The organism is Hydrogenophaga sp. OTU3427 (assembly GCF_038440225.1).
GTDB lineage: Bacteria > Pseudomonadota > Gammaproteobacteria > Burkholderiales > Burkholderiaceae_C > Hydrogenophaga.
Window position 1 is genome coordinate 1 of record NZ_JASATI010000041.1, and the last position, 22,942, is coordinate 22,942.

The following is a 22,942-nucleotide window of genomic DNA, read 5'->3' on the forward strand; positions in this document are numbered from 1 at the left end:
GTTCGGCGGCCGGGGGCGGGGCCGGGGCGCCCCCCCGCGGGGCCCCCCGCCACCGAGATGCTGCGGCGCGTGGGCCTCGGCGAGCGCCTGGGCCATTACCCCAAGCTCCTGTCGGGCGGCGAGCAGCAGCGGGTGGCGCTGGCGCGGGCCTTTGTCGTGCATCCTGCCGTGTTGCTGGCCGACGAGCCCACCGGCAGCCTGGACTTCGCCACGGGCGAAAAGGTGATGGAGCTGATGTTCGCGCTCAACCGCGAACTGGGCACGACGCTGGTGCTGGTGACTCACGACAGGGCCATCGCCGCGCGTTGCGAGCGCCGCATCACCATCGAGGCCGGGCGCATGGTGAACTGAAGCGGCTGCCGCGAGCAGCCCGCTCAGAACAATTCGGCCGACCCGAAGTGCAGGGTCGGCAACACCCCTTCGGCACGCAGCAGTTCGTAGCAATAGGTGCGGTTGCGGCCGTCGCGCTTGGCCTGGTAGAGCGTGCGGTCGGCCCGCGCGATGATTTCCTGCGCCGAGTGCTGCGGGTCGACCCGGGCCACGCCGATGCTGATGGTGATGTGGCCCACCTGCGGGAAACGGTGGCCCTCGACACGCAGGCGCACGCGGTCCATGACGTCGAGCACATCGGCTTCGGAGGCGGCGCTGGTGATGGCCAGGAACTCCTCGCCGCCATAGCGGTAGACCAGGTCGCCCTTGCGGAAGCAGTCGGCCACCATGCGCGAGACCAGCAGCAGGATTTCGTCGCCCACCACGTGGCCATGGTTGTCGTTGACCCGCTTGAAGTGGTCGATGTCGAGCATGGCCAGCCAGTAGTCGTACTCGGCCGTGCGCCGCCGCGAGGGCGATTGGGTCCGGCCGTGCTGGGCCAGCAGCGGCCACATGCGTTCGACGCCGGTTTCCAGCGCGTTGCGGTTGTAGAGGCCGGTCAGTCGGTCGCGCTGGCTGTCATCCAGCAGGCTGTAGTAGTTGGCATAGACCTCCAGCACGCCGTGCACAATGGCGTTTTCGGTGTCGCTCAAGGGTTGCGGCTTGCGCAGCACGATGTGCCCGCACAGGCGTTGGCCGTTCAACAGCGGATAGACGATCAGCGTGCTGTCCCGCACGGTCCAGTGGCTGGGCTTGTGGGTCAGGTGCACGTTGTCCATCAGCGAAACCACATCGGCCGGGATGTCCACGTTCTGGTAGACGGTCTCGATCCGTTCGGTCACCCGCTCCACGCCGTCGCGCTCCATCAGTACCGATCGGTGGTGGTTCAGCACACCCATGCAGCGCTGGTATTCGTCGGTCTTGTAGAGCGACAGATCGGCCACGCCCAGTTCGGCGCCCAGCGTCTTGAGCAGGCTTTGTTCCAGCAGTTCGGTGTCGCGGATGGCAGTCATCGACCCCAGGCGCTCCAGCAGCAGCGGCATCTTCAGGGCAGCGGTGCTCATGTCTTTTTTTGGCTTCCAGCTTACGGGTCCCCCGCGGGACCGATGGACATTGTGTGACGTTTATCCGGTGTGCTGGCATCGCTTGACTATGGTTAACACTTGCGGTGCCTGGGGGGGCTCAGCAGGGGCTGGGGCGGTGGTGGGGTGCGCGCTGGGATAATCGGCACATGTCTGCACCCAAAGTCCTGTTCGGTTTCCATGCGGTTGGCGTTCGCCTCAAGACCGCGCCCGCTTCCATCCTGGAGCTCTACGTCGATCCGACGCGCCGCGATGCCCGCATGCGGCAGTTTGTGGAGCGTGCCAAGGAGGCTGGCCTGCGCCTGCTGGACGCTGATGGCATGCGCTTGGCCAAGCTCTGCGGCAGCCATGGGCATCAGGGGGTGGTGGCGCGGGTGCAGGCGCTCGACCAGGCCCATTCGCTGGACGACCTGCTGGACGGCTTGGAGCAGGCGGGCAAGGTGCCCTTGCTGCTGGTGCTCGACGGTGTGACCGATCCGCACAACCTGGGGGCCTGCCTGCGTGTGGCCGATGGAGCCGGCGCCCACGCCGTCATCGCGCCCAAGGACCACGCCGTGGGCCTGAACGCCACGGTCGCCAAGGTCGCCAGCGGCGCCGCCGAGACCATGCCTTATTTCATGGTCACCAACCTGGCGCGCACCCTGGGCGAACTCAAGGAGCGCAACATCTGGGTGGTGGGCACCAGCGACGATGCGCCCAAGACGCTGTACCAGATGGATTTCAAGGGCCCCACCGCGCTGGTGCTGGGCGCCGAGGGCGATGGCATGCGCCAGCTGACCCGCAAGACCTGCGACGAACTGGTCAGCATCCCGATGCAGGGCGCGGTCGAGAGCCTCAACGTGTCGGTGGCCAGCGGCGTCTGCCTGTACGAAGCGCTGCGCCAGCGGACCTGAACCGCAGCGGAAGGACGAACACGATGACGACACGTCGGGCTTTTGCGGGCCGTGGGATCTGGCTGCTGGTGGCGGTGCTGGCCCTGGCGGCTTGCACCCAGGAGCAGCAGAACAAGCTCAGCCGCGAGATCCAGAACTGGACCGGCACCAACGGTGTGCTGGAGGTCTACGCGGGCGACAAGATCGTGCGCCGCTTCCTGAAGATCGACAAGATCAGCACCGCGCTGGGCACCGAGGATGGCAAGCCGCGCGCCTACCGCTACGGCTATGGGGTGCTGGACGAAAACCTGAACATGCAGGTCGATCCCGGCGAGAAGAAGGTGTATTTCGAGATCAGCGACTACACCAACGCGGTGTTCTTCGAGAACCCACGCTGAGGCGGCCCGGCCGTGCCCCCTGGGCACGGCGCCGTGCGCCGCAACGCGACAGGGTTCAGGCCTCGTCGGCGTCGAGCTTGAACTCGCCCACCACCGCCATCAGCTGGCCGGCTTGTTCCGACAGCGCCGTGGCCGCGGCCGAGGCCTGTTCGACCAGCGCCGCGTTCTGCTTGGTCGCGTTGTCCATGTGGGCCACGGCCTGGTTCACATGTTCGATGCCCTCGCGCTGGCGCGCCGAGGCGTCGGAGATGTCGCCCAGCAGGCCGGCCACGCGGCCAACCGAGTCGACGATTTCCTGCATGGTGCGGCCGGCTTCGCCGACCAGCTTGGCGCCGCTGTCCACCTGGTTGGCGGAGTCGCCGATCAGGTTGCGGATCTCGTGGGCCGCCGCCGAGCTGCGCTGCGCCAGGTTGCGCACTTCCCCGGCCACCACCGCGAAGCCACGTCCCTGTTCTCCGGCCCGGGCGGCTTCCACGGCGGCGTTGAGCGCCAGGATGTTGGTCTGGAAGGCGATGCCCTCGATCACGCCGATGATGTCCACCACCTTGCGCGAGCTGGCACTGATGGCGTCCATGGTCTGCACCACGTCGCCCACCACGGCGCCACCCCGCGCGGCCACCTCCGAGGCGGCCATGGCCATGCGGCTGGCCTGCTGCGCGCGTTCCGCGTTCTGACGTACGGTGGACGTCAGTTCGGCCATGCTGGCGGTGGTCTGCTCCAGCGACGAGGCTTGCTCCTCGGTGCGCAGCGACAGGTCGTGGTTGCCGGCGGCGATGTCCTTGGAGGCATCGGCGATCAGGTCGGTCGATGTCTTGATGCGCCCCACCAGGTCGGTGAGCGTGTCCTCCATGGTGCCCAGCGCCTCGAGCAGGCGGCCGAATTCACCGCCCCGCTCGGTCTCGAAGTCCTGGCTCAGGTCGCCCGAGGCCACGATTTCGGCGATGTGAATGGCTTCGCCCAGGGGCTCCACCACGCTGCGGGACAGGCCCACGACCGCCGCGATGCTGACCAGCAGGGCTGCGGCACCCAGGCCGTACATGGCCAGGCTGGTGTTGCCCGTGGCATCCACCGCGGCGCGCAGCCCGGCGGTGTCCTCGCGTTGCTGCCCCGCCACGGCCTGCGCCTCGCGGCGCAGGTTGTTGAGGTGGGTCACGCCTATGCCCAGCAGGGCTGCCACCAGCAGCATCACCACCCCGAAAGTGATGATGAGGCGGGTGCTGAACTTCAAGTCTCCGATGGCCATCTTCTTGCTGTCTTTCTCAGGGCAAATTGCAAAAGACTGTCATATTAAATCGGTTACGTTGAGTTACACCCAACCGAATGCACCGAGCACCGCGCCGGTGCCGATCAGCCACAACAAATGCAGCCGGGTTCGCCACACGATCACGGTGGCGGCGGCCGTGAGCAGCCACAGGGGCCAGTCGCGGGTCGGCTGGTTGTGGGTCGCGCTGAGCAGCCAGCCGGTGGCGATGAGCAGCGCGATCACGATGGGGGCCATGCCGGTCTTGAAGGCCCTCACCGCCCGCAGTTCGCGGTTCTGGTGGGCCCAGCGGGTGGCGGTGTAGGTCAGGACCGACGAGGGCAGCATGATGGCGGTCAGCGTCACCACCACGCCGAACAAGGCCAGCCACCAGGCCATGGGGCCGCCCGCTGGCCCGCCGCCGGCGTTCAGGCCCAGGTTCCAGCCCAGCAGGGCCACGAAGAGCACGTTGGGGCCGGGCGCGGCCTGCGACAGCGCGATCGAGGAGGTGAACTGGGTCTCGCTCAGCCAGCCGTTCTGGTGCACCAGGTAGCGGTGCATGTCGGGCGCGGTGGTGATGGCGCCGCCCACGCCCAGCAGCGAAAGCGAGGCGAAGTGGGTGAACAGGTCCAGCCAGTTGGCCAGCGTGGGCGCCATGCTCATGCCGAGCGCTCCCCGGGCGCCTGGCCCAGCACCCGGTAGGCCCACAGGCAGGCGGCCCCGCCAATGCCCAGCAGCACCCACACCAGCGGCCAGCGCAGAAGGGCGATGGCCACGAAGGTGAGCGCCGCCAGCAGCACACAGACGCCCCGGCCCATGGCGTTTTTCTCCAGCGCGCCGATGAGCTTGATGCCGGTGGCCGTGATCAGTCCGGCCGCCACCGCGCCCATGCCGCGCAGCGCGCCCTGGGCCGCCGGCGCGTCGGCCACGGTGCCGTAGAGTGCGGCCAGCAGCAGCACCACGACCAGCGGCGCCGCCAGCATGCCGGCCAGCGCGGCCAGTGCGCCGGGCAGGCCGAAGTAGCGCCCACCGATCATCATGGAGAGGTTCACCACGTTGGGGCCGGGCATGATCTGGGCCACGGCCCAGTCCTCCACGAACTGTTCGCGGCTCATCCAGCGCTTCTTCTCCACCAGCTCGCGCTGCACCACCGCCAGCACGCCGCCAAAGCCCTGCAGGGCCAGCCGCGTGAAGGAGACGAACAGGTCGGTCTTGGAGCGGGGCGCGGCCAGCGCGCTGGCGGTGTCGGGAGGGATCTGGGCGGGTGGTGGCATGTCCGGATTATCGGGTGGGCCGCAGCGAGGTGTGGCCCGTCCGTGGGCGTGAACGGGCGCTACAGGGCCAGCTCCCAGGTCTCGCCCACCAGGTCCTTGCCGTAGCCGTGGTGCGCCTCGCTGTGCACCAGGGTGAAACCGCGCTTGGCGTAGATGGCGCGCGCGGCACTCAGGATGCTGTTGGTCCACAGCACCATCTTGCGGTAGCCCTTGGCGCGTGCGAAGGCCAGGCATTCGTCGGCGAGGCGAGCGCCCAGGCCGAGGCCGCGCGCGGCGGGGCTGAGGATCAGCAGGCGCAACTGCGCCTCGGTCTCGCTCTTGCGCACCACGAACACGGAGCCCACGCGCTCGCCGTCGAGCTCGGCGATCCAGCCACGTTCCCAGGCCGGGTCGTGCCGGCGGATCATGCCCGCCGCGATCTCCGCCACCAGGGCCTCGAATTCGCTGTTCCAGCCGTACTCGCGGGCGTAGATTTCGCCGTGCTGCTGCACCACCCAGCCCATGTCGCCCGGGCGCACGTCGCGCAGCACGGCGGTGCGTGCCGGCGCGGGCGCGTCCGGGGCCAGCAGGCGCTGAGCGCGCGCGAGCGCGCTCACGAGGGCCTGGCGCTGGTCGGGGGCCAGCGGGGCCAGCAGGTGGGCGGCTTCGTCGCGCGAGCGCTGCTGCAGGGGTTCGAACGCGGCGCGGCCTTGCGGGGTCAGGCCCAGTGCGTGCTGCCGGGCGTCGCCGGGCAAGGGGCTGCGCGTGATCCAGCCGGCGCCGGTGAAGCGGCGCACGATGCGGCTGAGGTAGCCGGCGTCGAGCAGCAGGCGGCGCCCGAGTTCGCTGGCCGTGCACGGCGTGTGGTGCGCCAGTTCGTACAGCACGCGGACCTCGGTGAGCGAGAAGGCGCTGCCCAGGTAAGGATCGAGCAGGCCGGTGCGCTGGGTGTAGAAGCGGTTGAAGGCGCGCAGCGCACGCACCTGGTCGGGGTCTACGGGTGTGGACTGCGGGGAGGGTGGGGTATCGGGCATGCCGGATTCTGGATCAGTTGATTGACTTTGGCAAGCAACTGATTGACTTGGGCATGATTATGGATCGCGGCCTTGCCGCTGCTTTCTTGTCCTGGGGGAAGGGCTCAGTCGTCCTGGTGGGCCCGTTCGGTGTCGCTCAGCAGGGCATCGCCCAGCGCGTCGCAGCGGTCCATCCAGGTCTGCAGCATCACCGGGTATTCCCCCTGCTCGCCCGCGCGCCAGCGCCGGCGTGCCTGCCGGGCCAGGGTGCGCAATTGCCAAGTGGCTTCCTTGGCCAGCAGCGACAGTTCGCGCGCGAGCAGTGGGTCCAGCGCGGCATCGCCCAACTGGTCGAGTTGGGCCGGTGCCAGCCCCGCCTCGGCCAGGCTGCGCCGCAGCTGCCCCATCTGCTGGGTCACGATGGCCAGGCCGGCCTCGCGTTGGGGCGTCAGCGCCTCCAGCGCCGCCGCGTCGCGTGGCCAGATGGCCACGATGTCGTCGATCTCGCGCAACCGGGCCACGGGGTCGGCCAGGGGCTCGACCGCCTGGCTGCCCGGGTCCAGTTCGGGGCGCAGCAGGCCCATCACCCGCGTGATCAGGGCCGTGTCGTAGCGGTGCATGTTCATGCGCAGCAACACCGACAGGCGCAGCTCGCCCCCGGTGTTGTCGCCGCTGATCATCGCGGTCACCACCTCGGCCACGGCCATGCAGCGCCCCAGCGGGCTGACGTCGGCCGCCATCAGGTTGCGTGGGTAGCCCGACCCGTTCAGGCATTCGTGGTGCTCGAACACCGCGCGCACCACTTCCTTCGGGTACACGTGGTGGCGCTCGATCAGCATCATGCTGATGATGGGGTGGGAATAGAGCTGGCGGCGTTGCGCGCGGGTGAGCGGGGCCTTGTTGTCCAGCAGGGTCGGGTCCAGGTGCAACATGCCGATGTCGTGCAGCAGGCCCACCGCAGCGGCTTCGCCGAGCTCGAAGCGTTTGCCCAGGGGGTGGTGGGCCAGCCAGACCATGGTCCACATGGCGCGCAGGCTGTGCCGGTAGACGCTGGGGCGCACGTCACGGCCCAGTGTGAGCTGGAAGGCCATGGCCTCGGGCAGGGGGAGCTTTTCGATGATGTCCAGGCGCTTGGCCCGTTCCGCCGGTGAATCCACCATGCGCGCGTAGAAGGGCTCGCGCTCAAGCATCAGCTCGACCTCCTCGCGCAGGATGTGGCCGTTGACCACGTCCTCTGCCACCAGCGAGTCCTCGATGGGCTGGGGCAGCTTGTGGGCCGTCAGCCGTTCGTACAGCTTGGCGTTGATCGCCGTGCCCTTTTCCACGATCTTGACGCCCTGGGCGTTGAAGATCGCCTCCTTGGCCACCACCGGCCGCTTGTCGCCCAGTTCGGTGACCGCCCGTGTGAAATGCTCGGACTCGATGGGCGGAACGAGGTCGGAAGGAGAGGTGGGCGATGTCATCAAGCGCTTGAAGAAAGGGCAAACGTCAGATCGAGAGGATCGCAGTTTACATTTTCGTTACACCGTCATCCCGCCCGACACCTCCAGCACCGCGCCGTTGACGTAGCTGGCCTCGTCGCTGGCCAGGAAAGCGTAGACGTTGGCGAGCTCTTGTGGACGGGCCAGGCGCTTGAGCGGCACGCGGTCGCGCATCTCCTGCAGCACCTTGTCGGGGATGGTGGAGAGGATGGGTGTCTCCACAAAACCGGGCGCCACCGCGTTCACGCGTATGCCCTTGGGGCCCAGCTCGCGGCTCCAGGTCTTGGTGAAGCCGATCACGCCGAATTTGGTGGCGGCGTAGTTGGTCTGGCCGAAGTTGCCATAGATGCCGACCACCGAGCTGGCGTTGAGGATGACGCCGCTGCCCTGGGCCACCATGGTGTCGACCACGGCCTGGGCGCAGTGGAAGACGCCACGCAGGTTGACGTCGATCACGCGGTCGAACTGCTCCAGCGTCATCTTCTGCAGGCGCGCGTCCTGGGTGATGCCGGCGTTGTTGACCAGCACGTCGATGCGGCCGAAGCGTTCCAACACCCGCGCCACCACGGCGTCCACCATCTCGCGCTGGGTCACGTCCAGCACACAACCCAGCACGGTGGCGCCGGCCTCCTGGCACTGGGCCACGGCGGCGTCCACACCGGCCTGCTTGATGTCGCACACCACCACGGTGGCGCCCTCCTGGGCAAACTTGAGCGCGGTGGCCAGGCCGATGCCTTGGGCCGCGCCGGTGATGATGGCGATTTTTCCTGGGAGACGTGGCATTTCAGTACGTGGGTTGGTGTTGTCGAAGGGTGGTCTTGACCGCGTCGGTCAGGGCAAAGCCCGCGCCGCATTGTGCGGCCAGTTCGGCGCAGCGCTGTTCGAAGGCCGCGATGCCGGTGCCGTAGATGAACTGCATGGCGCCGCCTGTCCAGGCCGGGAAACCGATGCCGAAGATGGAGCCGATGTTGGCGTCGTGCACCGTGGTCAGCACGCCTTCGCTCAGGCAGCGTGCGGTCTCCACCGCCTGACGGTAGAGCAGGCGGTCCTTGAGCGTGGCCATGTCCCACGCCACGCCAGGCTTCTCGAAGTGGGTCTTGAGTTCGGGCCACAGGGTCTTTTTCTGGCCTGCGGGGTAGTCGTAGAAGCCGCCTCCGGCCGCGCGGCCTGGGCGCTTCAGTGCCTTGACCATCTGCTCCACCAGCAGCTCGCCCGGCGTGGCTTGGTAGGTCTTGCCCTCGGCGGCGAAATCGGCGCGGGTCTGGTCCAGCACGTGCACGCTCAAAGAGAGCGCGGTCTCGTCCAGTACCGCCAGCGGGCCCACTGGCATGCCCGCCTGCAGGCCGGCGTTTTCGATCACCGCCGCCGGGATGCCTTCGCCCAGCATGGCCGCGCCTTCCATCACGAAGGTGCCGAAGGTGCGGCTGGTGTAGAAACCCCGCGCGTCGTTGACGACGATGGGGATCTTGCCCAGCGCCGTCACGTAGTCGAAAGCGCGGGCCACGGTCTCGTCATCGGTCTGGGCGCCGCGGATGATCTCGACCAGCTTCATCTTGTCCACCGGGCTGAAGAAGTGGATGCCGATGAACTTCTCCGGCCGGGCGCTGGCCTGGGCCAGGCCGCTGATGGGCAGGGTGGAGGTGTTGCTGGCGAAGAAGCCACCGGCCGCCAACCGCGGCTCGGCCTCCTGCGTCACGCGGGCCTTGAGGGCGCGGTCTTCGAACACCGCCTCGATGATGAGCTCGCAGCCGGCCAGGTCGGCGGTGTTGTCGGTGGCGGTGATGAGGTCCAGCAGCGCAGCCTGGTCGTGTGGGCCCATGCGGCCCTTGTCCACCCGTGCCTGGGTGAGCTTGTGGCTGTAGGCCTTGCCCGCCTCGGCCTTGTCCAGCGACACGTCCTTGAGCACGGTGGCGATGCCCCGGCTGGCCTGGGCGTAGGCGATGCCCGCGCCCATCATGCCGGCGCCCAGCAGGCCCACCTTCTGCGGCTTGTAGCGTGGCACGTCCTTCGGCCTCGACTGCCCGCTCTTGATGGCGTTCATGTTGAAGAAGAAGGTGTTGATCATGTTGCGCGCCACCGGCGTGGTCATGAGCTTGGCCAGGTAGCGGCTCTCGATGCGCAGGGCGGTGTCGTAGTCCACCATCGCGCCCTCGGCCATGGCCGCCAGCGCGTATTCGGGCGCGGGGTAGAGACCACGTGTCTTCTGCTTGAGCATGGCCGGCGCCACCGTCAGCGCGCCCGCGATCTTGGGGTTGGCCGGTGTGCCACCGGGGATCTTGTAGGCCTTGTCGTCCCAGGGGTGCTGGGCCGTGGGGTGGTCCGCGATCCAGGCCAGGGCGGCCGGGCGCAGCTGTTCGGCGCTGTCCACCAGCGCGTGCACCAGGCCCAGGGCCTGGGCTTCGGCCGGGTTGAACAGCTGGCTTTCCAGGATGTAGGGCTGGGCGCCCATCAGGCCCAGCAGGCGGACCATCTTGGTGATGCCGGTGGCCCCGGGCATCAGGCCCAGGGTGATCTCGGGCAGGCCGAGTTGGACCTTGGGGTCGTTGACGGCGATGCGGTGGTGGCCGATCAGCGCCACCTCCCAGCCACCGCCCAGGGCCGCGCCGTTGATGCAGCTGACCACCGGCTTGCCCAGCGTCTCCAACACGCGGAAGGCACGCTTCATGGCTTCGATTTCGGTGAACACGGCGGGTGCGTCGGCGGGCGTCAGGCGCATGGTGGCCTTGAGGTCCGCGCCGGCAAAAAAGCTGGTCTTGGCGGAGGCCAGCACGATGCCCTGGATGTGCTCCTTGTCCAGCAGCACCCGGGCGGTCACGGCCTGCAGGTCCTGCTGCCACTGGTGGCACATGGTGTTGACGGGCGAGCCTTGTTCGTCAAAGGTGAGGGTGGCGATGCCGTCGGCCAGTTCGTAGCGGATGGTGTTCGTGATCATGGGGATGTTTCCGCTGGGGTTCAGATGCGTTCAACGATGGTGGCGATGCCCATGCCGCCGCCGACGCAGAGCGTGGCGAGGCCGTAGCGGAGTTGGCGCCGGTGCAGCTCATCGATCAAGGTGCCCAGAATCATGGCGCCTGTGGCACCCAGCGGGTGGCCCATGGCGATGGCGCCGCCGTTGACGTTGACCTTCTCATGCGGCACGCCCATGTCTTTCATGAACTTCATGGGCACGGCGGCAAAAGCCTCGTTGACCTCGAACAGGTCGATCTGGTCGACCGTGAGGCCGGCCTTGGCCAGGGCCTTGCGTGCGGCAGGTGTCGGCCCGGTCAGCATGATGGTGGGGTCGGCGCCCGACAGGGCCACGGCCACGATGCGTGCGCGCGGCGTCAGGCCGTGCGACTTGGCCGCCGTGTCCGAGCCGATCAGCATGGCGGTGGCGCCGTCCACGATGCCCGACGAGTTGCCCGCGTGGTGCACGTGGTGGATGCGCTCCACCTGCGGGTAGCGGCCGATGGCCACGGCGTCGAAGCCCATGGCGCCGAGTTGCTCGAACGCGGGCTTGAGCCCGGCCAGCGACTCGACCGAGGTGCGCGGCTTGATGAACTCGTCGTGGTCCAGGATGGTCTGGCCCAGAAAGTCCGTCACCGGCACCACCGAGCGCGCGAAATAGCCCGCGTCGCGCGCGGCCGCCGCGCGGCGTTGAGACTCGGCCGCATAGGCGTCCACATCGTTGCGGCTGAAGCCCTCCAGCGTGGCGATCAGGTCGGCGCCAATGCCTTGTGGGACGAAGTCGGTCTGGCTGTTGGTCTCGGGGTCCTGCGCCCAGGCGCCGCCGTCCGAGCCGATGGTCACGCGGCTCATGCTCTCGACGCCGCCGGCCACCACCAGGTCCTCCCAGCCGCTGCGCACCTTTTGCGCGGCCAGGTTCACCGCTTCCAGGCCCGAGGCGCAAAAACGGTTGATCTGCACGCCCGAGCAGGTCCAGTCCCAGCCGGCCTTGAGCGCGGCCGTCTTGGCGATCACCGAGCCCTGTTCACCCACGGGCGAGACCACGCCCATCACCACGTCGTCGACCCGAGCGGTGTCGAAGCCGTTGCGGCGCTGCAACTCGGTCAGCAGACCGGTCAGCAGGTTGATCGGCTTGACCTCGTGCAGGCTGCCGTCTTTTTTGCCCTTGCCGCGGGGCGTGCGGATGGCGTCGAACACATAGGCTTCGGTCATGGGGGTCTCCAGCGGTGGGGGTTGGCCGACAGTATATTTTTCGCAGAGCAATTGCTCTGTATAAATTGTGACATGACTGGGCGCTATGCTGCGCTATCAGAAAAATCGTTTGAAGGGCTGCTGATGGGACATCGACGGTGCTGGGCGGCGCTGGCCGCCGTGTGCGTGGGCCTGGGTTTGGCGGGTTGTGCCACCGCGCCCAGCCACCCGACGCTGCTGCAGGCGCAGGAGGCCCAGCGGCTGGCGCCCCTGGTGCCGGCTCGGCGTTTTGTGGCCAATGCCGAGCGCACCGGCGGTTTTGTGCTGTCGCCCAATGGTCAGTGGCTGTTGTGGTCACAGACCGTGGGAACGGACACCGGGCTGGCCGTGCGCCCGGTCGACGATGCTCAGGCCGTGCGCACCTACGCCACCGGCAACCCGGGCCGGGGTGGCGGTTACCACAACTGGCTGCCCGACAGCCGCTTTGTTGTCTTCAGCAAGGACGAGCGCGGCGACGAGAACACCCAGTTGCGGGTGCTGGACGCGCAGGCGCCTGGGCTGCGGGCGTGGACCGTGACACCGGCACGCGGCGTGCGTGCCTACGTGGTGGCGCGTGGCCCGGCCGGCAGCGCGCGGTTTTTCTTCGCCAGCAACGAGCGCGACCGCTCCACCTTCGACCTGTACGAGGCCGATGCCGCCACACGCAAGGTCACCGAGGTGGCACGCAGCGACGGCGCGGTGCTGGCCTGGCTGGTGGGTACGGACGCCCGGCTGACCGGACGCATTCGCCAGCTGGGTCAAGACGACGGCTCGGGGGCCGCGCTGGAGCTGCGCGAGGCCACCGCCGGCTGGCGCGTGCTCAAGACCTGGGGCGGTTTCGACTACCTCAACGTGCTGCGCATCGACCCAGCCCTGGGCAAGCTCTGGGCCTTGTCCAATCTGGGCCGCGACAAGGCCGCGCTGGTGGAGATCGATACCGCCAGCGGCGCCGAACAGGTGCTGGCCCAACACCCGCAGGTGGATGTGGCGCAGGCCTCGTTCGCCAGCATGGCTGGCCCGCCCGTGGGCTATGTGGTGGAGCCCGATCACCCGCAGATGCATTATTTTGATGGCGCCTGGCAGGCCCAGATGGACACCGTGGTGTCGCGTGCCGTGACCCAGGGCGCCTTGCCGGCCGCGCCGGTGTTCACGCGCTTGCAGGGGCGCGACGACGTGGCACGGCGGGTGATCCTGCGCAGCCAGGGGCAGTTTGACGCTGCCGAGCTGTTGTGGGACCGCGAGAGTGGCGCGGTGACCCGGCTGGACACCTATTTCCCGGAAGAAGCGCAGGTGCTGTCGCCGGTCACGCCCCTGGTCTTCACCGCCTCCGACGGCCGCCGCATCCACGGCTACCTCACCCGTCCGCGCGGCGTGAGCGGCCCGGTGCCGCTGGTGGTGGACATCCATGGCGGACCCTGGACGCGCGACACCTGGGCGCCGGCCACCTTCAATGCCCGGCAGATGCTGGTCAACCGCGGTTACGCGGTGCTGCAGCTCAACTACCGCGGTTCGGCCGGTTATGGGCGGGATCACATGTGGGCCGGCGCGATGGAATCCAACGGCCGGCTGCAGCAGGACATCGCCGAAGGTGTGCAGTGGGCGATCGACCAGGGCGTGGCCGACCCCAAGCGGATGGCGGTGATGGGCGCCAGCTTTGGCGGTTTTTCCGTGCTGGCTCAGCTGGCCCAGAAGCGCCACGGCTACCGCTGTGGCATCGACGTGGTGGGTGTGGCCGACTGGCCGCGCTCGATCGAGAGCTGGCCACCGTTCTGGCGTAACCGCCACATGTTCATCCGTTTTTACGGCGACCCGGCCGACCCCGCGCAACGCGCCGAGATGCTGCGCAACTCGCCGGTGTCCTACCTCGGCCAGATCAGCGCGCCGCTGCTGGTGGTGCACGGCGCCAACGACATCCGCGTTCTGCGCCAGGACTCGGACGATGTGGTGGCCGCGCTGCGCCAGCGCGGCCACCCGGTCGAGTACCTGCTGTTCCCGGACGAAGGGCACAGCATCAGCAAATGGCGCAACCGGCTGGCCCTGTGGCGCACGGTGGAGGACACCCTGGCCACCTGCCTGGGCGGGCGCAGCGCCGGCTTCGATCTGTACGAGCTGATGCCGCGCGGCCGCTGAGCGCTTCCCTGCCGGAGCGCGATGGGGGTATAGTTTTGAAAAGCAAATGCTTTCCAAAATTAACGGAGACCCCACCATGATCGAACGCACGCTGTTCAACGCCGACCACGCCGCCTTTCGCGACAGCTTCCAGCGCTTCTGCGACAAGGAGATTGCACCCCACCATGAGGCCTGGGAGGAGCAGGGTTATGTGGACCGCGCGGTCTGGCGCAAGGCCGGCGAGAACGGTTTTCTCTGCATGACCATGCCCGAGGCCTACGGTGGTGCCGGCGCCGACAAGCTGTATTCGGTGGCCCAGATGGAAACCCTGAGCGCGGGCGGCTTCAGCGGCATCGGTTTTGGCCTGCACAGCGAGATCGTTGCGCCCTACATCCTGCACTACGGCACCGAGGCGCAGAAGCTCAAGTACCTGCCGCTGCTGGCCAGCGGCGAGATGGTCGGAGCGATCGCCATGAGCGAACCCGCTGCGGGCAGCGACCTGCAAGGCGTGAAGTCGACCGCGATCCGGCAGGCCGACGGCAGCTACCTGCTCAACGGCAGCAAGACCTTCATCACCAACGGCTGGCACGCGGACCTGGTGATCGTCGTGGCCAAGACCGATCCGGCGGCCGGCGCCAAGGGCACCAGCCTGCTGCTGGTGGAGCGCGGCATGCCGGGCTTCGAAAAAGGCAAGCGCTTGAAGAAGCTGGGCCTGAAGGCGCAGGACACGTCCGAACTCTTTTTCGACAACGTGCGTGTGCCGGCCGAGAACCTGCTGGGTGGCCCGGCCATGGAAGGCAAAGGCTTCATCTGTCTGATGGAGCAACTGCCTTGGGAGCGCCTGCAGATCGCCATCGGCGCGGTGGCCGCGGCGCAGGCCGCCATCGACTGGACGGTGGCCTACGTGAAGGAGCGCAAGGTGTTCGGTCAGCCGGTGGCGGCTTACCAGAACACCCGCTACACGCTGGCCGAACTGCAGACCGAGGTGCAGGTGGCGCGGGTGTTCGTGGACAAATGCTGTGAGCTGGTGGCGGTGGGCCAGCTGGATACCGCCACCGCCAGCATGGCCAAGTACTGGTGCTCGGACCTGCAGTGCAAGGTGATGGACGAGTGCGTGCAATTGCACGGCGGCTACGGCTACATGTGGGAATACCCCATCACCCGGGCCTACGCCGATGCGCGGGTGCAGCGCATCTACGGTGGCACCAACGAAATCATGAAAGAGGTGATCACCCGCTCAATGGGGCTGGGTGGGCGTTGACGGCCGGCCCGCCGGCGCGTGGCCCGGCACCGTGGGCGTCGCCTGTGCGGCGCCGGCAACGGGTACCGCATCGAGCTTGTAGCCCGCGCGCTGGGCGGCGTTGATGGGCGACAAGGTCTTGCGGGTGCGGGTCAGCGGATCGCGTTGGCCGGTCGAAGTGGAAGGCGTCTGCATGGCTGGGCTGCCGTTGGGGCAGTGTGGTTGCGAGGACTTCATGCTAGGTCGGCACCCCGGTTACATGCCAAGCGCTCTCGCAAAGCGCGTAAGCAATCGTTGCGCATGGGCGGGGGGCCGGCCTGGGGCGAGGCTGGGTGGCTCAGCCGTTGGCGGGTGCGGGCAGGGCGCCGACCCGGGCGGCGGCGGCACCCAGCAGCCCGATGTCGCCCGACAGCTGGCCGCCTTCGGCGATGGTGATCTTGCCGTAGCGCACCGTGCCGCTGACCCGCCCGGTGGGGTGGATCACCAGGCGCTGGCGCACGGTCAGCGTGCCTTCGAACTGGCCGTGGATCTCGGCCACGTCGATCTCGGCAGAGCCCTTGAAACTGCCCGGCTCGGCGATTTCCATGACCCGCGAATCCATGGTCGCCTCGACCATGCCCTCGACGAACAAGGTGTCGCAATCGGTGATCTCCACGCCCTTGAGCCGGATGTGTGGGCCCACGGTGAGCTTGCTGGCCGAACTGCCTTCGCGCCGCTCGGGGGCCACGGCATCGAGCGTGGGGGGCTGGCTGGACGGTGCCGGGGCGGTGGCCGTGCTGGAGGCCGCCGTTGGTGCCGGGTTGCCAACCGTGGCGGGATGCAGGCCGGTGCGGGGCTGGGTGGGTGTGGGGCTCGATGCGCGCGGCGTCAGGGTTTCGGGTTCACGCTTGCCAAAAAACGGTGATTGCAGGGCCATGCCATTCCTTCGTCAATAAAACACAAAAAAGGGGAGTGGCCATGCTAGGCGTGGCATGCGGACACACGGCGTACCGGTTGGCAAGAGCCGTAACGAGTGGTGTGGGGCGCGGCGCTCAGCCGCCTTCGTCGCCGCGCAGCCAGGCCAGACGGCCCTGGCCGGCTTCGTTCAGGCGCGCGGCCAGTGCCTGCGCCTGCGTGTCGGGCAGGCAAAAGCGCAGTGTCACCACACTGTCGTGGTGGACGTCGAGCAGGCTGGCGCCGGCCGCGTCGAGCTCGCGCCGCACCATGCCTTCCAGCGCGTAGGGCACGCTGCAGGCCAGTGCGCACAGGCGTTGCAGCGGCAGCTTGGTGGCGCCCAGCAACGCTTGCGCGACGGCGTCGGTGTAGGCCCGCACCAGGCCGCCGGCGCCCAGTTTCACGCCACCGAAATAGCGCACCACCGTGGCCAGCACGCCTTCGAGGTCCTGGTGGCGCAACACGTCCAGCATGGGCCGCCCAGCGGTGCCGCTGGGCTCGCCATCGTCCACCGCCGCCGATTGTCCGCCGGCGAGCAGGGCCCAGCACACATGGGCCGCGCCGGGGTGCTGGGCCCGCAGGCCCGCCACGATGACCTGGGCCGCAGGGCGGTCCGCCACCGGCTGCACACACGCGATGAAGCGGCTCTTCTTGATGACGAGCTCGTGTTGCGCGGGGTGGGACAGGGTGAGCGCCATGGGGTGTGCACTGTAACCGCGCCCATCCCGCGGTGGGCGCGGCTTGGCTTACAGTGTCGGGCCTGCCACGATCCGCCTTTGCCGCGCCCGGAGAACCCATGCCGCCGTCGACCACCGCCATCCGCCCGTCCGCCGCCCCCACCCTGGTGGTGCTGGGCACCGGCGGCACCATCGCCGGACGCGCCGGCAGCGCGCACGACCATGTGGGCTACACCGCCGGTGAGGTCGGCGTGGCGGAATTGCTCGCGGGGGTGCAGGCCATCGCGTCCAGCCAGCCCGCGCTGGCCGGCTGGACGCTGGAGGCCGAACAGGTGGCACAGGTGGACAGCAAGGACATGGGGCCGGCCGTGTGGCGCCCGCTGTTGCAGCGCCTGGCCGCACACCTGGCACGGCCCGAGGTCGCCGGTGTGGTCGTCACCCACGGCACCGACACGCTGGAAGAAACCGCCTGGCTGCTGCAGGCCCTGCTGGCGCCGACCAAGCCGGTGGTCATGGCTTGTGCCATGCGTCCGGCCACGGCCCTGGCGCCCGACGGTCCGCAGAATTTGCTCGATGCCTTGCTGGTGGCGGCCACGCCCGGAGCGCGCGGCGTGGTGGCCGTGTGCGCGGGCCAGGTGCACGCCGCGCAGCATGTGCAGAAGGTCCACACCTACCGGCTCGACGCCTTCGATTCCGGCGACGCCGGCCCGCTGGCCTGCGTCGAGGACGGCCAGTTGCGCCAATGGCAGGACTGGCCGCGTGGCGAAGGCATGCCCGCCCGGCTGCAGCGCCTGCTGGACGCACCCAGCTGGCCACGGGTGGAGTTGGTCACCAGCCACGCAGGGGCCGATGGCACGCTGGTGCGTGCCCTGCTGGCCCACGCGCCGCGCGGGGGCGATGCCCTGCGTGGTCTGGTGGTGGCGGGCACCGGCAACGGCACCTTGCACCACGAGCTGCTGGCGGCCTTGCAGGCGGCGCAGGACGCGGGCGTGGCCGTGCGCCGTGGCAGCCGCTGCGCCTACGGCCGGGTGCTGGGGGCCGGGGCCCTGGCCGACACCGCCGGCCTGTCGCCGGTGAAGGCACGTCTTGCACTCATGTTGGAATTGCTGGACACCGCGCCGTGATGGCCGCGCTGGCGGCCCATGCCTGGGCCTACCCCATGCTGGAGGTGCTCCACCTGCTGGGCGTGGCCTTGCTGCTGGGCAACCTGGTGCTGCTGGAGCTGCGGGTGTTCGGCCTGGGCGCGGCCCTGCCGGCCGAACCGCTCGCGCGGCTGAGCCTGACCCTGGCCAGCGCGGGGTTTGTCCTGGCGGCGGTGTCGGGCCTGACGATGTTTGGCACCATGCCGCAGGAGCTGTTGGCCAACCGGGTGTTCACCGTCAAGATGCTGTTGATCATGCTGGCGGGCTGCAATGCCGGCTGGTTTCACGGCCGTCGTTCGCTGCAGAAGCTGGACGCGACCGCACGCGCCCTCATGGGGGTGTCCACCGTGATCTGGCTGCTGGTGCTCACCTGTGGTCGCTGGATCGCCTACGTTTGAAGGAGCAGCACGATGTTGAGACGACCTTTTCTGCAACTGGGTGGCCTGGCGGCGCTGGCCGCCTGGCTGCCGGTGGCACGGGCCCACCACGGCTGGAGCAGCTTCGACCAGGGGCGCCCGCTGTACCTGGAGGGCCGCGCGGTCGAGGTGAAGTGGCGCAACCCCCACGTGGAGCTGGTGCTCGAAGCCCGGCAGCCGCTGGTCCTGCCCGCCGATCTGGCCCAGCGCACCTTGCCCGCGCAGAGCGCCGCCGTGGACGGCCAAGGGCTGCTGGCCAAGGCACAACTGCCCACACGCAGCGACCGCCGCTGGGAGATCGAGCTGGCGCCGCTGTCGCGCGTACAGCAGTGGCAGGTGCCCGAGATCACCGTGGGCACCGAACTGGCGCTGCTGGGTTTCACCTTCAGCGGCGAGAAGGGCGCGGCGGTGTTTCGGGCCGAGTACCTGTTCCTGGGCGGCAAGGTCTACGGCATGCGCTCCAGCCCGACCTGACGCAGCGCGCAGAAAAAACCCGGCGCGAGGCCGGGTTGTCTGTCGTCTGGCGGAAGCGTCTCAGCGCGACAGGGCCTCGAAGGCGCGTGCGGTGATGTCCTCGACGCTGCCGGTGCCGCTGATCTTGCGGTACTGGGGCGCGTTGACGGCGTCCTTGGCGGCCCACTGGCTGTAGTAGTCCACCAGCGGCCGGGTCTGGGCGCTGTAGACCTCCAGGCGCTTCTTGACGGTGTCTTCCTTGTCGTCCTCGCGCTGGATCAGGGGTTCACCGGTCACATCGTCCTGGCCAGCCACCTTGGGCGGGTTGAACTTGACGTGGTAGGTGCGCCCCGAGGCGGGGTGCGATCGGCGCCCGCTCATGCGTTCGATGATGGCGTCGAAGGGCACATCGATCTCCAGCACGTAGTCCAGCTTGACGCCGGCCTCCTTCATGGCGTCGGCCTGCGGGATGGTGCGCGGGAACCCGTCGAACAGGAAACCCTTGGCGCAATCGGACTGGGCGATGCGCTCCTTGACCAGGCCGATGATGATGTCGTCGCTGACCAAGGCACCCGAGTCCATCACCGCCTTGGCCTGCAGGCCCAGCGGCGTGCCGGCCTTGACCGCAGCGCGCAGCATGTCGCCGGTGGAAATCTGGGGAATGCCGTATTTCTGGCAGATGAAGGTGGCTTGTGTGCCCTTGCCCGCGCCCGGTGCACCCAGCAGTATCAGTCTCATCGCGTTCCTTTTGTGCAAGTTTCAAAAATCGCGGCCAGCGTCTCGTCTCCAGGCGGCCTGACGCCCAAGCAAGGCATCCATTTTTCGAGGATAGCATGGGCTGGCCTGCGGGCTGCTTACAGCGCCCGGCCCTTGCCCCGACGGTTTGAGGCGGCTCAGGCCGAGCGGGTCAGCAGCGAACGCACCCGCTGCAGGTCTTCCGGCGTGTCCACGCCTGGGCCGGGGGCGTCCCGCGTCACGTGCACACAGATGCGCTGGCCGTGCCACAGCACCCGCAGCTGTTCCAGCGACTCCATCTGTTCGATCGGTGCCGGTTCCAATGTCGGAAATTGACGCAGGAAGCCAGCGCGATAGCCGTAGATGCCAACGTGGCGCAGCGGTGCCGGCGTGGGCAGGGTGCTCAGGCCCTGGGTCCAGGCCTGGGCCATGCCGTCGCGCCACCAGGCGATGGGCGCGCGGCTGAAGTAGAGCGCGGTGCCCTGGCGGTCCAGCACCACCTTGACCACGTTGGGGTTGGCGAACTCGGCCGCGTGGTGCAGCGGGTGGGCGGCGGTGGACATCACGCAGTCGGGGCGCTGTGCCAGGGCGTCGGCCACGGCGTTGACGAGCTGGGCGGTCATCAGCGGCTCGTCGCCCTGCACGTTGACCACCATGTCGCCGTCGGGCAGGCCCAGCAGGTCGCAAGCTTCGGCCAGGCGGTCGCTGCCGCTGGGGTGGTCGGCGCGGGTCATGAGGGCGCGCACGCCGTGGGCGGCACAGACGTCGATCACGGCCTGGCTGTCGGTGGCCACCACCACCTGGCGGGCCTGCGACGCGGCGGCCTGCCGCGCTACGCGCACCACCATGGGCAGGCCGGCGATGTCGGCCAGTGGCTTGTCGGGCAGGCGGGTGGAGGCCAGGCGCGCCGGGATCAGCACCGTGAAGCCGGTGTGTTCCGGCACGGCCACATCGGCGCTCAAGATGCCAGCTCCTCGTCGGTGAGCGTGCGGGCCTCGTTTTCAAGCAGGATGGGGATGCCATCGCGCACCGGGTAGGCCAGGCGCGCGCTGCGCGAAACCAGTTCCTGCTTCTCGCGGTCGTAGGTCAGCGGGCCCTTGGTCACGGGGCACACCAGCAGTTCAAGGAGTTTGGGGTCCATGGCGGGATGATAGCTGCGCGTCCAGCGCGCTGAAGAAGGCCGGCTCCGGCGACAGGACCAGCGGCACCGCGAGCACGCGGGGGGCATCCTCGCCCAGCAGTGGCCAGAGCTTGACGGCGTCCTTCTCGGTGCACAGCAGGGTGCTGCCGGGCACACATTGCGCGGCGATGCCCGGCCACAGCGGGGCCAGGTCGGCGTGGTCGGACAGGGAAAAGGTGCTCGACAAGGCCAGGCTGCGCTCGCGCAGCATGTCGAAGAAGACCTCGGGGCGGGCGATGCCGGCCAGGGCGTGCAGTGGGCCGCCAGCGGACAGCGTGTCCAGGCGGATGGCATGTCCGGCCGCGTCCCGCGCGTCGGGGGCCAGCGTGCGGCGCGCCACGAAGCCCGGGCAGAAGGTGGGCGCGGTGTGGCGCTGCTGGTGCAGCACCAGGGCGGGCACGCGGCTGTTGCGCGGCCAGGGCTCGCGCATCAAGCCGGCCGGCAGCAGCCAGCCGTTGCCCAGGGCGCGGTCGTCAAACACCACCAGCTCCAGGTCGCGCGCCAGCGCCAGGTGCTGCAGGCCGTCGTCGCAGACGATGACGTTGACCTCCGGGTGGGCCGACAACAAGGCCCGGCCGGCCGCTGCGCGGCGCCGGTCCACGAACACCGGCACGCCGGTGGCGCGACGGATGAGCAGGGGCTCGTCGCCGCTGTCGGCCGCATCGGTGGTGTTGGTCACGGCCTGCGGTGTCGTGCCTTTGCGCCCGTGGCCCCGCGAGACCACACCCGGGCGCCAGCCGCGGGCCAGCAGGTGTCGCACCACGGCGATGGTGGTGGGGGTCTTGCCGGCGCCGCCCACCACCACGTTGCCCACCACAATCACCGGCACTGGCAGGCGCGTGGCCTGCCGCCAGCCGAGGGCGAAGAGGGCGCGCCGCAGCGCCACCAGCATGCGGTAGACGAGGCTCGCGGGATAGAGCAGGCGCGCCAGCCAGCCACGGCCCTGCCAGGCTTGGCGCAACGCGCTTTCGGTGGCGGCGTTCACGGCACGGGGCGGGCTCAGCGCCGCGCCGCGGTGGCCGAGCTCTGGGTGGCGAAGGTGATCTGCGGCAGGCCGCTGCGGCGGGCCGCGTCCATCACGTTGATGACGGCCTGGTGGCTGGCGGCGGCGTCGGCACTGATGATGACCACCGCGTCGTTGCGGCCCGCCGCGGCGGTCTGCAGCGCGGCCGACAGGGCTTCCACCGTGCCGGATTCCAGTCCCTTGCGGTCGACCGCGTAGCGGCCGTCCTGGCCCACGGCGACCACGATCTCGCGCGGCTGCTGGCGCGGGGTTTCGGCGTCGGCCACTGGCAGGCGCACCTGCAGTTCGGTGAAGCGGCTGTAGGTGGTGGTCAGCATCAGGAAGATCAGCACCACCAACAGCACGTCGATGAAGGGGATGAGGTTGATTTCGGGTTCGTCCGAGCCCCGATGCGACCGGCCCCGGAAGTTCATGCCGGTCTCCGCAACGCCAGCAGGTGGCGCACGAAGGCCTCGGCGGAGAGCTCGAACTGCAGCAGGTAGTCGTCGACCCGTGCGCGGAAGTAGCGCCAGAAGATCAGCGCCGGGATGGCGACGATCAGGCCGAAGGCGGTGTTGTAGAGCGCGATCGAGATGCCGTGGGCCAGCTGGGCGGGGTTGCCGCCGCCGGGCACCAGACCACCTTCGGCGCCCTGGGAGCCGAAGATCTCGATCATGCCGATGACCGTGCCCAGCAGACCCAGCAGCGGAGCGGCCGAGGCGATGGTGGCCAGCGCGCCCAGGTAGCGCTGCAGCTTGGCGGCGGCGCGGCGGCCGGCGCCCTCGATGTGGGTGCGCAGGTCGGTTTCGTTCAGGCGCGGGTTGCCCTGCAGGGCGCGAAAGCCGCTGGCCAGCACCTCGCCCAGCACCGAGTTCTGCTCCAGTTGCGTGATCACCTCGGCACCGGGCAAGCCGGTGCGCGAGACCATGATGGCTTCATCGAGCAACTGGGGCGGCGCGATCTTGGCCGTCTTGAGCGACACGAAGCGCTCGATGACCAGGGCCAGGCCCAGCACGGAGCAGGCGATCAGGGGCCAGATCGGCCAGCCGGCGGCTTGTATGATGTTCAGCAATGCGGGCTCCAGACAATGCGGGCAAGCGGGAATGTCAGGGATTATGGCCCAGCGGCCAGCCCACATTCGGCGCTCCCGGCACCCGCGCGCCATGGGCG

Annotated in this window: 26 protein-coding genes; 8 read left to right on the forward strand and 18 right to left on the reverse strand. The window is 68.9% G+C overall.

What is annotated here, in order from left to right:
* Positions 1-351: ATP-binding cassette domain-containing protein (locus AAHB17_RS19125; protein WP_342132397.1), on the forward strand; the 351-nt coding region annotated here is incomplete at its 5' end.
* A gap of 23 nt (positions 352-374) precedes the next feature.
* On the opposite strand, the gene AAHB17_RS19130 is transcribed toward AAHB17_RS19125, so the two are convergent.
* Complete coding sequence (locus AAHB17_RS19130) at positions 375-1,433, reverse strand: GGDEF domain-containing protein (protein ID WP_342132398.1); 1,059 nt, start codon at positions 1,431-1,433, stop codon at positions 375-377.
* A gap of 167 nt (positions 1,434-1,600) precedes the next feature.
* Between AAHB17_RS19130 and rlmB the strand changes: the two genes are divergently transcribed.
* Together rlmB and AAHB17_RS19140 are read left to right on the forward strand one after the other, a co-directional pair.
* The gene (rlmB, locus tag AAHB17_RS19135; RefSeq protein WP_342132399.1) at positions 1,601-2,344 is read left to right on the forward strand and encodes a 23S rRNA (guanosine(2251)-2'-O)-methyltransferase RlmB; all 744 of its coding nucleotides are present in this window, start codon (positions 1,601-1,603) and stop codon (positions 2,342-2,344) included.
* A 23-nt stretch (positions 2,345-2,367) separates the two neighbouring features.
* On the forward strand, positions 2,368-2,721 hold the full coding sequence (locus AAHB17_RS19140) for a hypothetical protein (RefSeq protein ID WP_342132400.1): 354 nt from the start codon (positions 2,368-2,370) through the stop codon (positions 2,719-2,721).
* A gap of 55 nt (positions 2,722-2,776) precedes the next feature.
* Here AAHB17_RS19140 and AAHB17_RS19145 read toward each other — a convergent pair whose 3' ends face one another.
* The 8 genes from AAHB17_RS19145 to AAHB17_RS19180 all read right to left on the reverse strand — a co-directional run bounded on the left by AAHB17_RS19145 (position 2,777) and on the right by AAHB17_RS19180 (position 11,866).
* Positions 2,777-3,964 (reverse strand): methyl-accepting chemotaxis protein, encoded by a 1,188-nt coding sequence (locus AAHB17_RS19145; protein ID WP_342132401.1) that lies wholly within the window; start codon positions 3,962-3,964, stop codon positions 2,777-2,779.
* Between the two features lie 63 nt (positions 3,965-4,027).
* Positions 4,028-4,624, reverse strand: coding sequence for a chromate transporter (locus AAHB17_RS19150; protein ID WP_342132402.1), 597 nt, complete (start codon positions 4,622-4,624; stop codon positions 4,028-4,030).
* Positions 4,621-5,235 carry a chromate transporter gene (locus tag AAHB17_RS19155; RefSeq protein WP_342132403.1) on the reverse strand — a complete coding sequence of 205 codons (615 nt, stop codon included), beginning with the start codon at positions 5,233-5,235 and terminating at the stop codon, positions 4,621-4,623. Before AAHB17_RS19155 ends, AAHB17_RS19150 begins: the two co-directional genes overlap by 4 nt.
* Before the next feature lie 59 nt (positions 5,236-5,294).
* A complete protein-coding gene (locus AAHB17_RS19160) occupies positions 5,295-6,248 on the reverse strand; it encodes a bifunctional helix-turn-helix transcriptional regulator/GNAT family N-acetyltransferase (RefSeq protein ID WP_342132404.1) in 954 nt (317 codons plus the stop codon).
* 104 nt (positions 6,249-6,352) lie between these two features.
* On the reverse strand, positions 6,353-7,690 hold the full coding sequence (locus tag AAHB17_RS19165; RefSeq protein WP_342132406.1) for an HD-GYP domain-containing protein: 1,338 nt from the start codon (positions 7,688-7,690) through the stop codon (positions 6,353-6,355).
* Positions 7,691-7,747: 57 nt separating this feature from the next.
* A complete protein-coding gene (gene fabG / locus AAHB17_RS19170; RefSeq protein ID WP_342132407.1) occupies positions 7,748-8,491 on the reverse strand; it encodes a 3-oxoacyl-ACP reductase FabG in 744 nt (247 codons plus the stop codon).
* A 1-nt stretch (position 8,492) separates the two neighbouring features.
* Positions 8,493-10,640: a 3-hydroxyacyl-CoA dehydrogenase NAD-binding domain-containing protein gene (locus AAHB17_RS19175; protein WP_342132409.1), complete on the reverse strand. Its 2,148-nt coding sequence runs from the start codon at positions 10,638-10,640 to the stop codon at positions 8,493-8,495.
* Positions 10,641-10,660: 20 nt separating this feature from the next.
* Complete coding sequence (locus AAHB17_RS19180) at positions 10,661-11,866, reverse strand: acetyl-CoA C-acetyltransferase (protein WP_342132410.1); 1,206 nt, start codon at positions 11,864-11,866, stop codon at positions 10,661-10,663.
* A 123-nt stretch (positions 11,867-11,989) separates the two neighbouring features.
* Between AAHB17_RS19180 and AAHB17_RS19185 the strand changes: the two genes are divergently transcribed.
* Both AAHB17_RS19185 and AAHB17_RS19190 read left to right on the forward strand, forming a co-directional pair.
* A complete protein-coding gene (locus AAHB17_RS19185) occupies positions 11,990-14,014 on the forward strand; it encodes a S9 family peptidase (RefSeq protein ID WP_342132411.1) in 2,025 nt (674 codons plus the stop codon).
* 76 nt (positions 14,015-14,090) lie between these two features.
* Positions 14,091-15,254, forward strand: coding sequence for an acyl-CoA dehydrogenase family protein (locus AAHB17_RS19190; RefSeq protein ID WP_342132412.1), 1,164 nt, complete (start codon positions 14,091-14,093; stop codon positions 15,252-15,254).
* On the opposite strand, the gene AAHB17_RS19195 is transcribed toward AAHB17_RS19190, so the two are convergent.
* The 3 genes from AAHB17_RS19195 to AAHB17_RS19205 all read right to left on the reverse strand — a co-directional run bounded on the left by AAHB17_RS19195 (position 15,231) and on the right by AAHB17_RS19205 (position 16,864).
* On the reverse strand, positions 15,231-15,428 hold the full coding sequence (locus tag AAHB17_RS19195; protein ID WP_342132414.1) for a hypothetical protein: 198 nt from the start codon (positions 15,426-15,428) through the stop codon (positions 15,231-15,233). The two genes, AAHB17_RS19190 and AAHB17_RS19195, sit on opposite strands and share 24 nt — an antisense overlap.
* A gap of 142 nt (positions 15,429-15,570) precedes the next feature.
* Complete coding sequence (locus tag AAHB17_RS19200) at positions 15,571-16,149, reverse strand: bactofilin family protein (protein WP_342132415.1); 579 nt, start codon at positions 16,147-16,149, stop codon at positions 15,571-15,573.
* Between the two features lie 115 nt (positions 16,150-16,264).
* Entirely contained in the window at positions 16,265-16,864 is a 600-nt protein-coding gene (locus AAHB17_RS19205; protein ID WP_342132416.1) for an IMPACT family protein, read from the reverse strand.
* A 98-nt stretch (positions 16,865-16,962) separates the two neighbouring features.
* Here AAHB17_RS19205 and AAHB17_RS19210 point away from each other — a divergent pair, with 98 nt between their 5' ends.
* Genes AAHB17_RS19210 through AAHB17_RS19220 form a run of 3 tightly spaced genes read left to right on the forward strand, consistent with a single transcriptional unit; the run spans position 16,963 to position 18,875 of the window.
* The gene (locus AAHB17_RS19210) at positions 16,963-17,967 is read left to right on the forward strand and encodes an asparaginase (protein ID WP_342132417.1); all 1,005 of its coding nucleotides are present in this window, start codon (positions 16,963-16,965) and stop codon (positions 17,965-17,967) included.
* The gene (locus tag AAHB17_RS19215; RefSeq protein WP_446719622.1) at positions 17,967-18,383 is read left to right on the forward strand and encodes a hypothetical protein; all 417 of its coding nucleotides are present in this window, start codon (positions 17,967-17,969) and stop codon (positions 18,381-18,383) included. Before AAHB17_RS19210 ends, AAHB17_RS19215 begins: the two co-directional genes overlap by 1 nt.
* A 12-nt stretch (positions 18,384-18,395) precedes the next feature.
* Positions 18,396-18,875 (forward strand): DUF6152 family protein, encoded by a 480-nt coding sequence (locus tag AAHB17_RS19220; RefSeq protein ID WP_342132419.1) that lies wholly within the window; start codon positions 18,396-18,398, stop codon positions 18,873-18,875.
* Positions 18,876-18,935: 60 nt separating this feature from the next.
* Here AAHB17_RS19220 and adk read toward each other — a convergent pair whose 3' ends face one another.
* The 6 genes from adk to AAHB17_RS19250 all read right to left on the reverse strand — a co-directional run bounded on the left by adk (position 18,936) and on the right by AAHB17_RS19250 (position 22,844).
* Positions 18,936-19,592 carry an adenylate kinase gene (gene adk / locus AAHB17_RS19225; protein WP_342132420.1) on the reverse strand — a complete coding sequence of 219 codons (657 nt, stop codon included), beginning with the start codon at positions 19,590-19,592 and terminating at the stop codon, positions 18,936-18,938.
* Between the two features lie 155 nt (positions 19,593-19,747).
* On the reverse strand, positions 19,748-20,551 hold the full coding sequence (gene kdsB / locus AAHB17_RS19230; RefSeq protein WP_342132421.1) for a 3-deoxy-manno-octulosonate cytidylyltransferase: 804 nt from the start codon (positions 20,549-20,551) through the stop codon (positions 19,748-19,750).
* Positions 20,548-20,730 carry a Trm112 family protein gene (locus tag AAHB17_RS19235; protein ID WP_342132422.1) on the reverse strand — a complete coding sequence of 61 codons (183 nt, stop codon included), beginning with the start codon at positions 20,728-20,730 and terminating at the stop codon, positions 20,548-20,550. Before AAHB17_RS19235 ends, kdsB begins: the two co-directional genes overlap by 4 nt.
* Complete coding sequence (lpxK, locus tag AAHB17_RS19240) at positions 20,711-21,754, reverse strand: tetraacyldisaccharide 4'-kinase (RefSeq protein ID WP_342132423.1); 1,044 nt, start codon at positions 21,752-21,754, stop codon at positions 20,711-20,713. The genes AAHB17_RS19235 and lpxK overlap by 20 nt, the downstream gene beginning before the upstream one ends.
* A 14-nt stretch (positions 21,755-21,768) precedes the next feature.
* The gene (locus tag AAHB17_RS19245; RefSeq protein WP_342132424.1) at positions 21,769-22,206 is read right to left on the reverse strand and encodes an ExbD/TolR family protein; all 438 of its coding nucleotides are present in this window, start codon (positions 22,204-22,206) and stop codon (positions 21,769-21,771) included.
* Complete coding sequence (locus AAHB17_RS19250; protein ID WP_342132425.1) at positions 22,203-22,844, reverse strand: MotA/TolQ/ExbB proton channel family protein; 642 nt, start codon at positions 22,842-22,844, stop codon at positions 22,203-22,205. Before AAHB17_RS19250 ends, AAHB17_RS19245 begins: the two co-directional genes overlap by 4 nt.
* Between the last annotated feature and the right edge of the window lie 98 nt (positions 22,845-22,942).

Coding starts and splice junctions, on each gene's coding strand:
- AAHB17_RS19155 (WP_342132403.1), bottom strand. CDS start 5,235: ATGCCACCACCCGCCCAGATCCCTCCCGACACCGCCAGCGCGCTGGCC.
- AAHB17_RS19205 (WP_342132416.1), bottom strand. CDS start 16,864: ATGGCGCTCACCCTGTCCCACCCCGCGCAACACGAGCTCGTCATCAAG.
- AAHB17_RS19180 (WP_342132410.1), bottom strand. CDS start 11,866: ATGACCGAAGCCTATGTGTTCGACGCCATCCGCACGCCCCGCGGCAAG.
- AAHB17_RS19130 (WP_342132398.1), bottom strand. CDS start 1,433: ATGAGCACCGCTGCCCTGAAGATGCCGCTGCTGCTGGAGCGCCTGGGG.
- AAHB17_RS19185 (WP_342132411.1), top strand. CDS start 11,990: ATGGGACATCGACGGTGCTGGGCGGCGCTGGCCGCCGTGTGCGTGGGC.
- AAHB17_RS19215 (WP_446719622.1), top strand. CDS start 17,967: ATGGCCGCGCTGGCGGCCCATGCCTGGGCCTACCCCATGCTGGAGGTG.
- AAHB17_RS19140 (WP_342132400.1), top strand. CDS start 2,368: ATGACGACACGTCGGGCTTTTGCGGGCCGTGGGATCTGGCTGCTGGTG.
- AAHB17_RS19165 (WP_342132406.1), bottom strand. CDS start 7,690: ATGACATCGCCCACCTCTCCTTCCGACCTCGTTCCGCCCATCGAGTCC.
- AAHB17_RS19235 (WP_342132422.1), bottom strand. CDS start 20,730: ATGGACCCCAAACTCCTTGAACTGCTGGTGTGCCCCGTGACCAAGGGC.
- AAHB17_RS19210 (WP_342132417.1), top strand. CDS start 16,963: ATGCCGCCGTCGACCACCGCCATCCGCCCGTCCGCCGCCCCCACCCTG.
- AAHB17_RS19160 (WP_342132404.1), bottom strand. CDS start 6,248: ATGCCCGATACCCCACCCTCCCCGCAGTCCACACCCGTAGACCCCGAC.
- AAHB17_RS19190 (WP_342132412.1), top strand. CDS start 14,091: ATGATCGAACGCACGCTGTTCAACGCCGACCACGCCGCCTTTCGCGAC.
- fabG (WP_342132407.1), bottom strand. CDS start 8,491: ATGCCACGTCTCCCAGGAAAAATCGCCATCATCACCGGCGCGGCCCAA.
- AAHB17_RS19220 (WP_342132419.1), top strand. CDS start 18,396: ATGTTGAGACGACCTTTTCTGCAACTGGGTGGCCTGGCGGCGCTGGCC.
- AAHB17_RS19150 (WP_342132402.1), bottom strand. CDS start 4,624: ATGAGCATGGCGCCCACGCTGGCCAACTGGCTGGACCTGTTCACCCAC.
- AAHB17_RS19245 (WP_342132424.1), bottom strand. CDS start 22,206: ATGAACTTCCGGGGCCGGTCGCATCGGGGCTCGGACGAACCCGAAATC.
- rlmB (WP_342132399.1), top strand. CDS start 1,601: ATGTCTGCACCCAAAGTCCTGTTCGGTTTCCATGCGGTTGGCGTTCGC.
- AAHB17_RS19145 (WP_342132401.1), bottom strand. CDS start 3,964: ATGGCCATCGGAGACTTGAAGTTCAGCACCCGCCTCATCATCACTTTC.
- AAHB17_RS19200 (WP_342132415.1), bottom strand. CDS start 16,149: ATGGCCCTGCAATCACCGTTTTTTGGCAAGCGTGAACCCGAAACCCTG.
- AAHB17_RS19175 (WP_342132409.1), bottom strand. CDS start 10,640: ATGATCACGAACACCATCCGCTACGAACTGGCCGACGGCATCGCCACC.
- adk (WP_342132420.1), bottom strand. CDS start 19,592: ATGAGACTGATACTGCTGGGTGCACCGGGCGCGGGCAAGGGCACACAA.
- AAHB17_RS19195 (WP_342132414.1), bottom strand. CDS start 15,428: ATGCAGACGCCTTCCACTTCGACCGGCCAACGCGATCCGCTGACCCGC.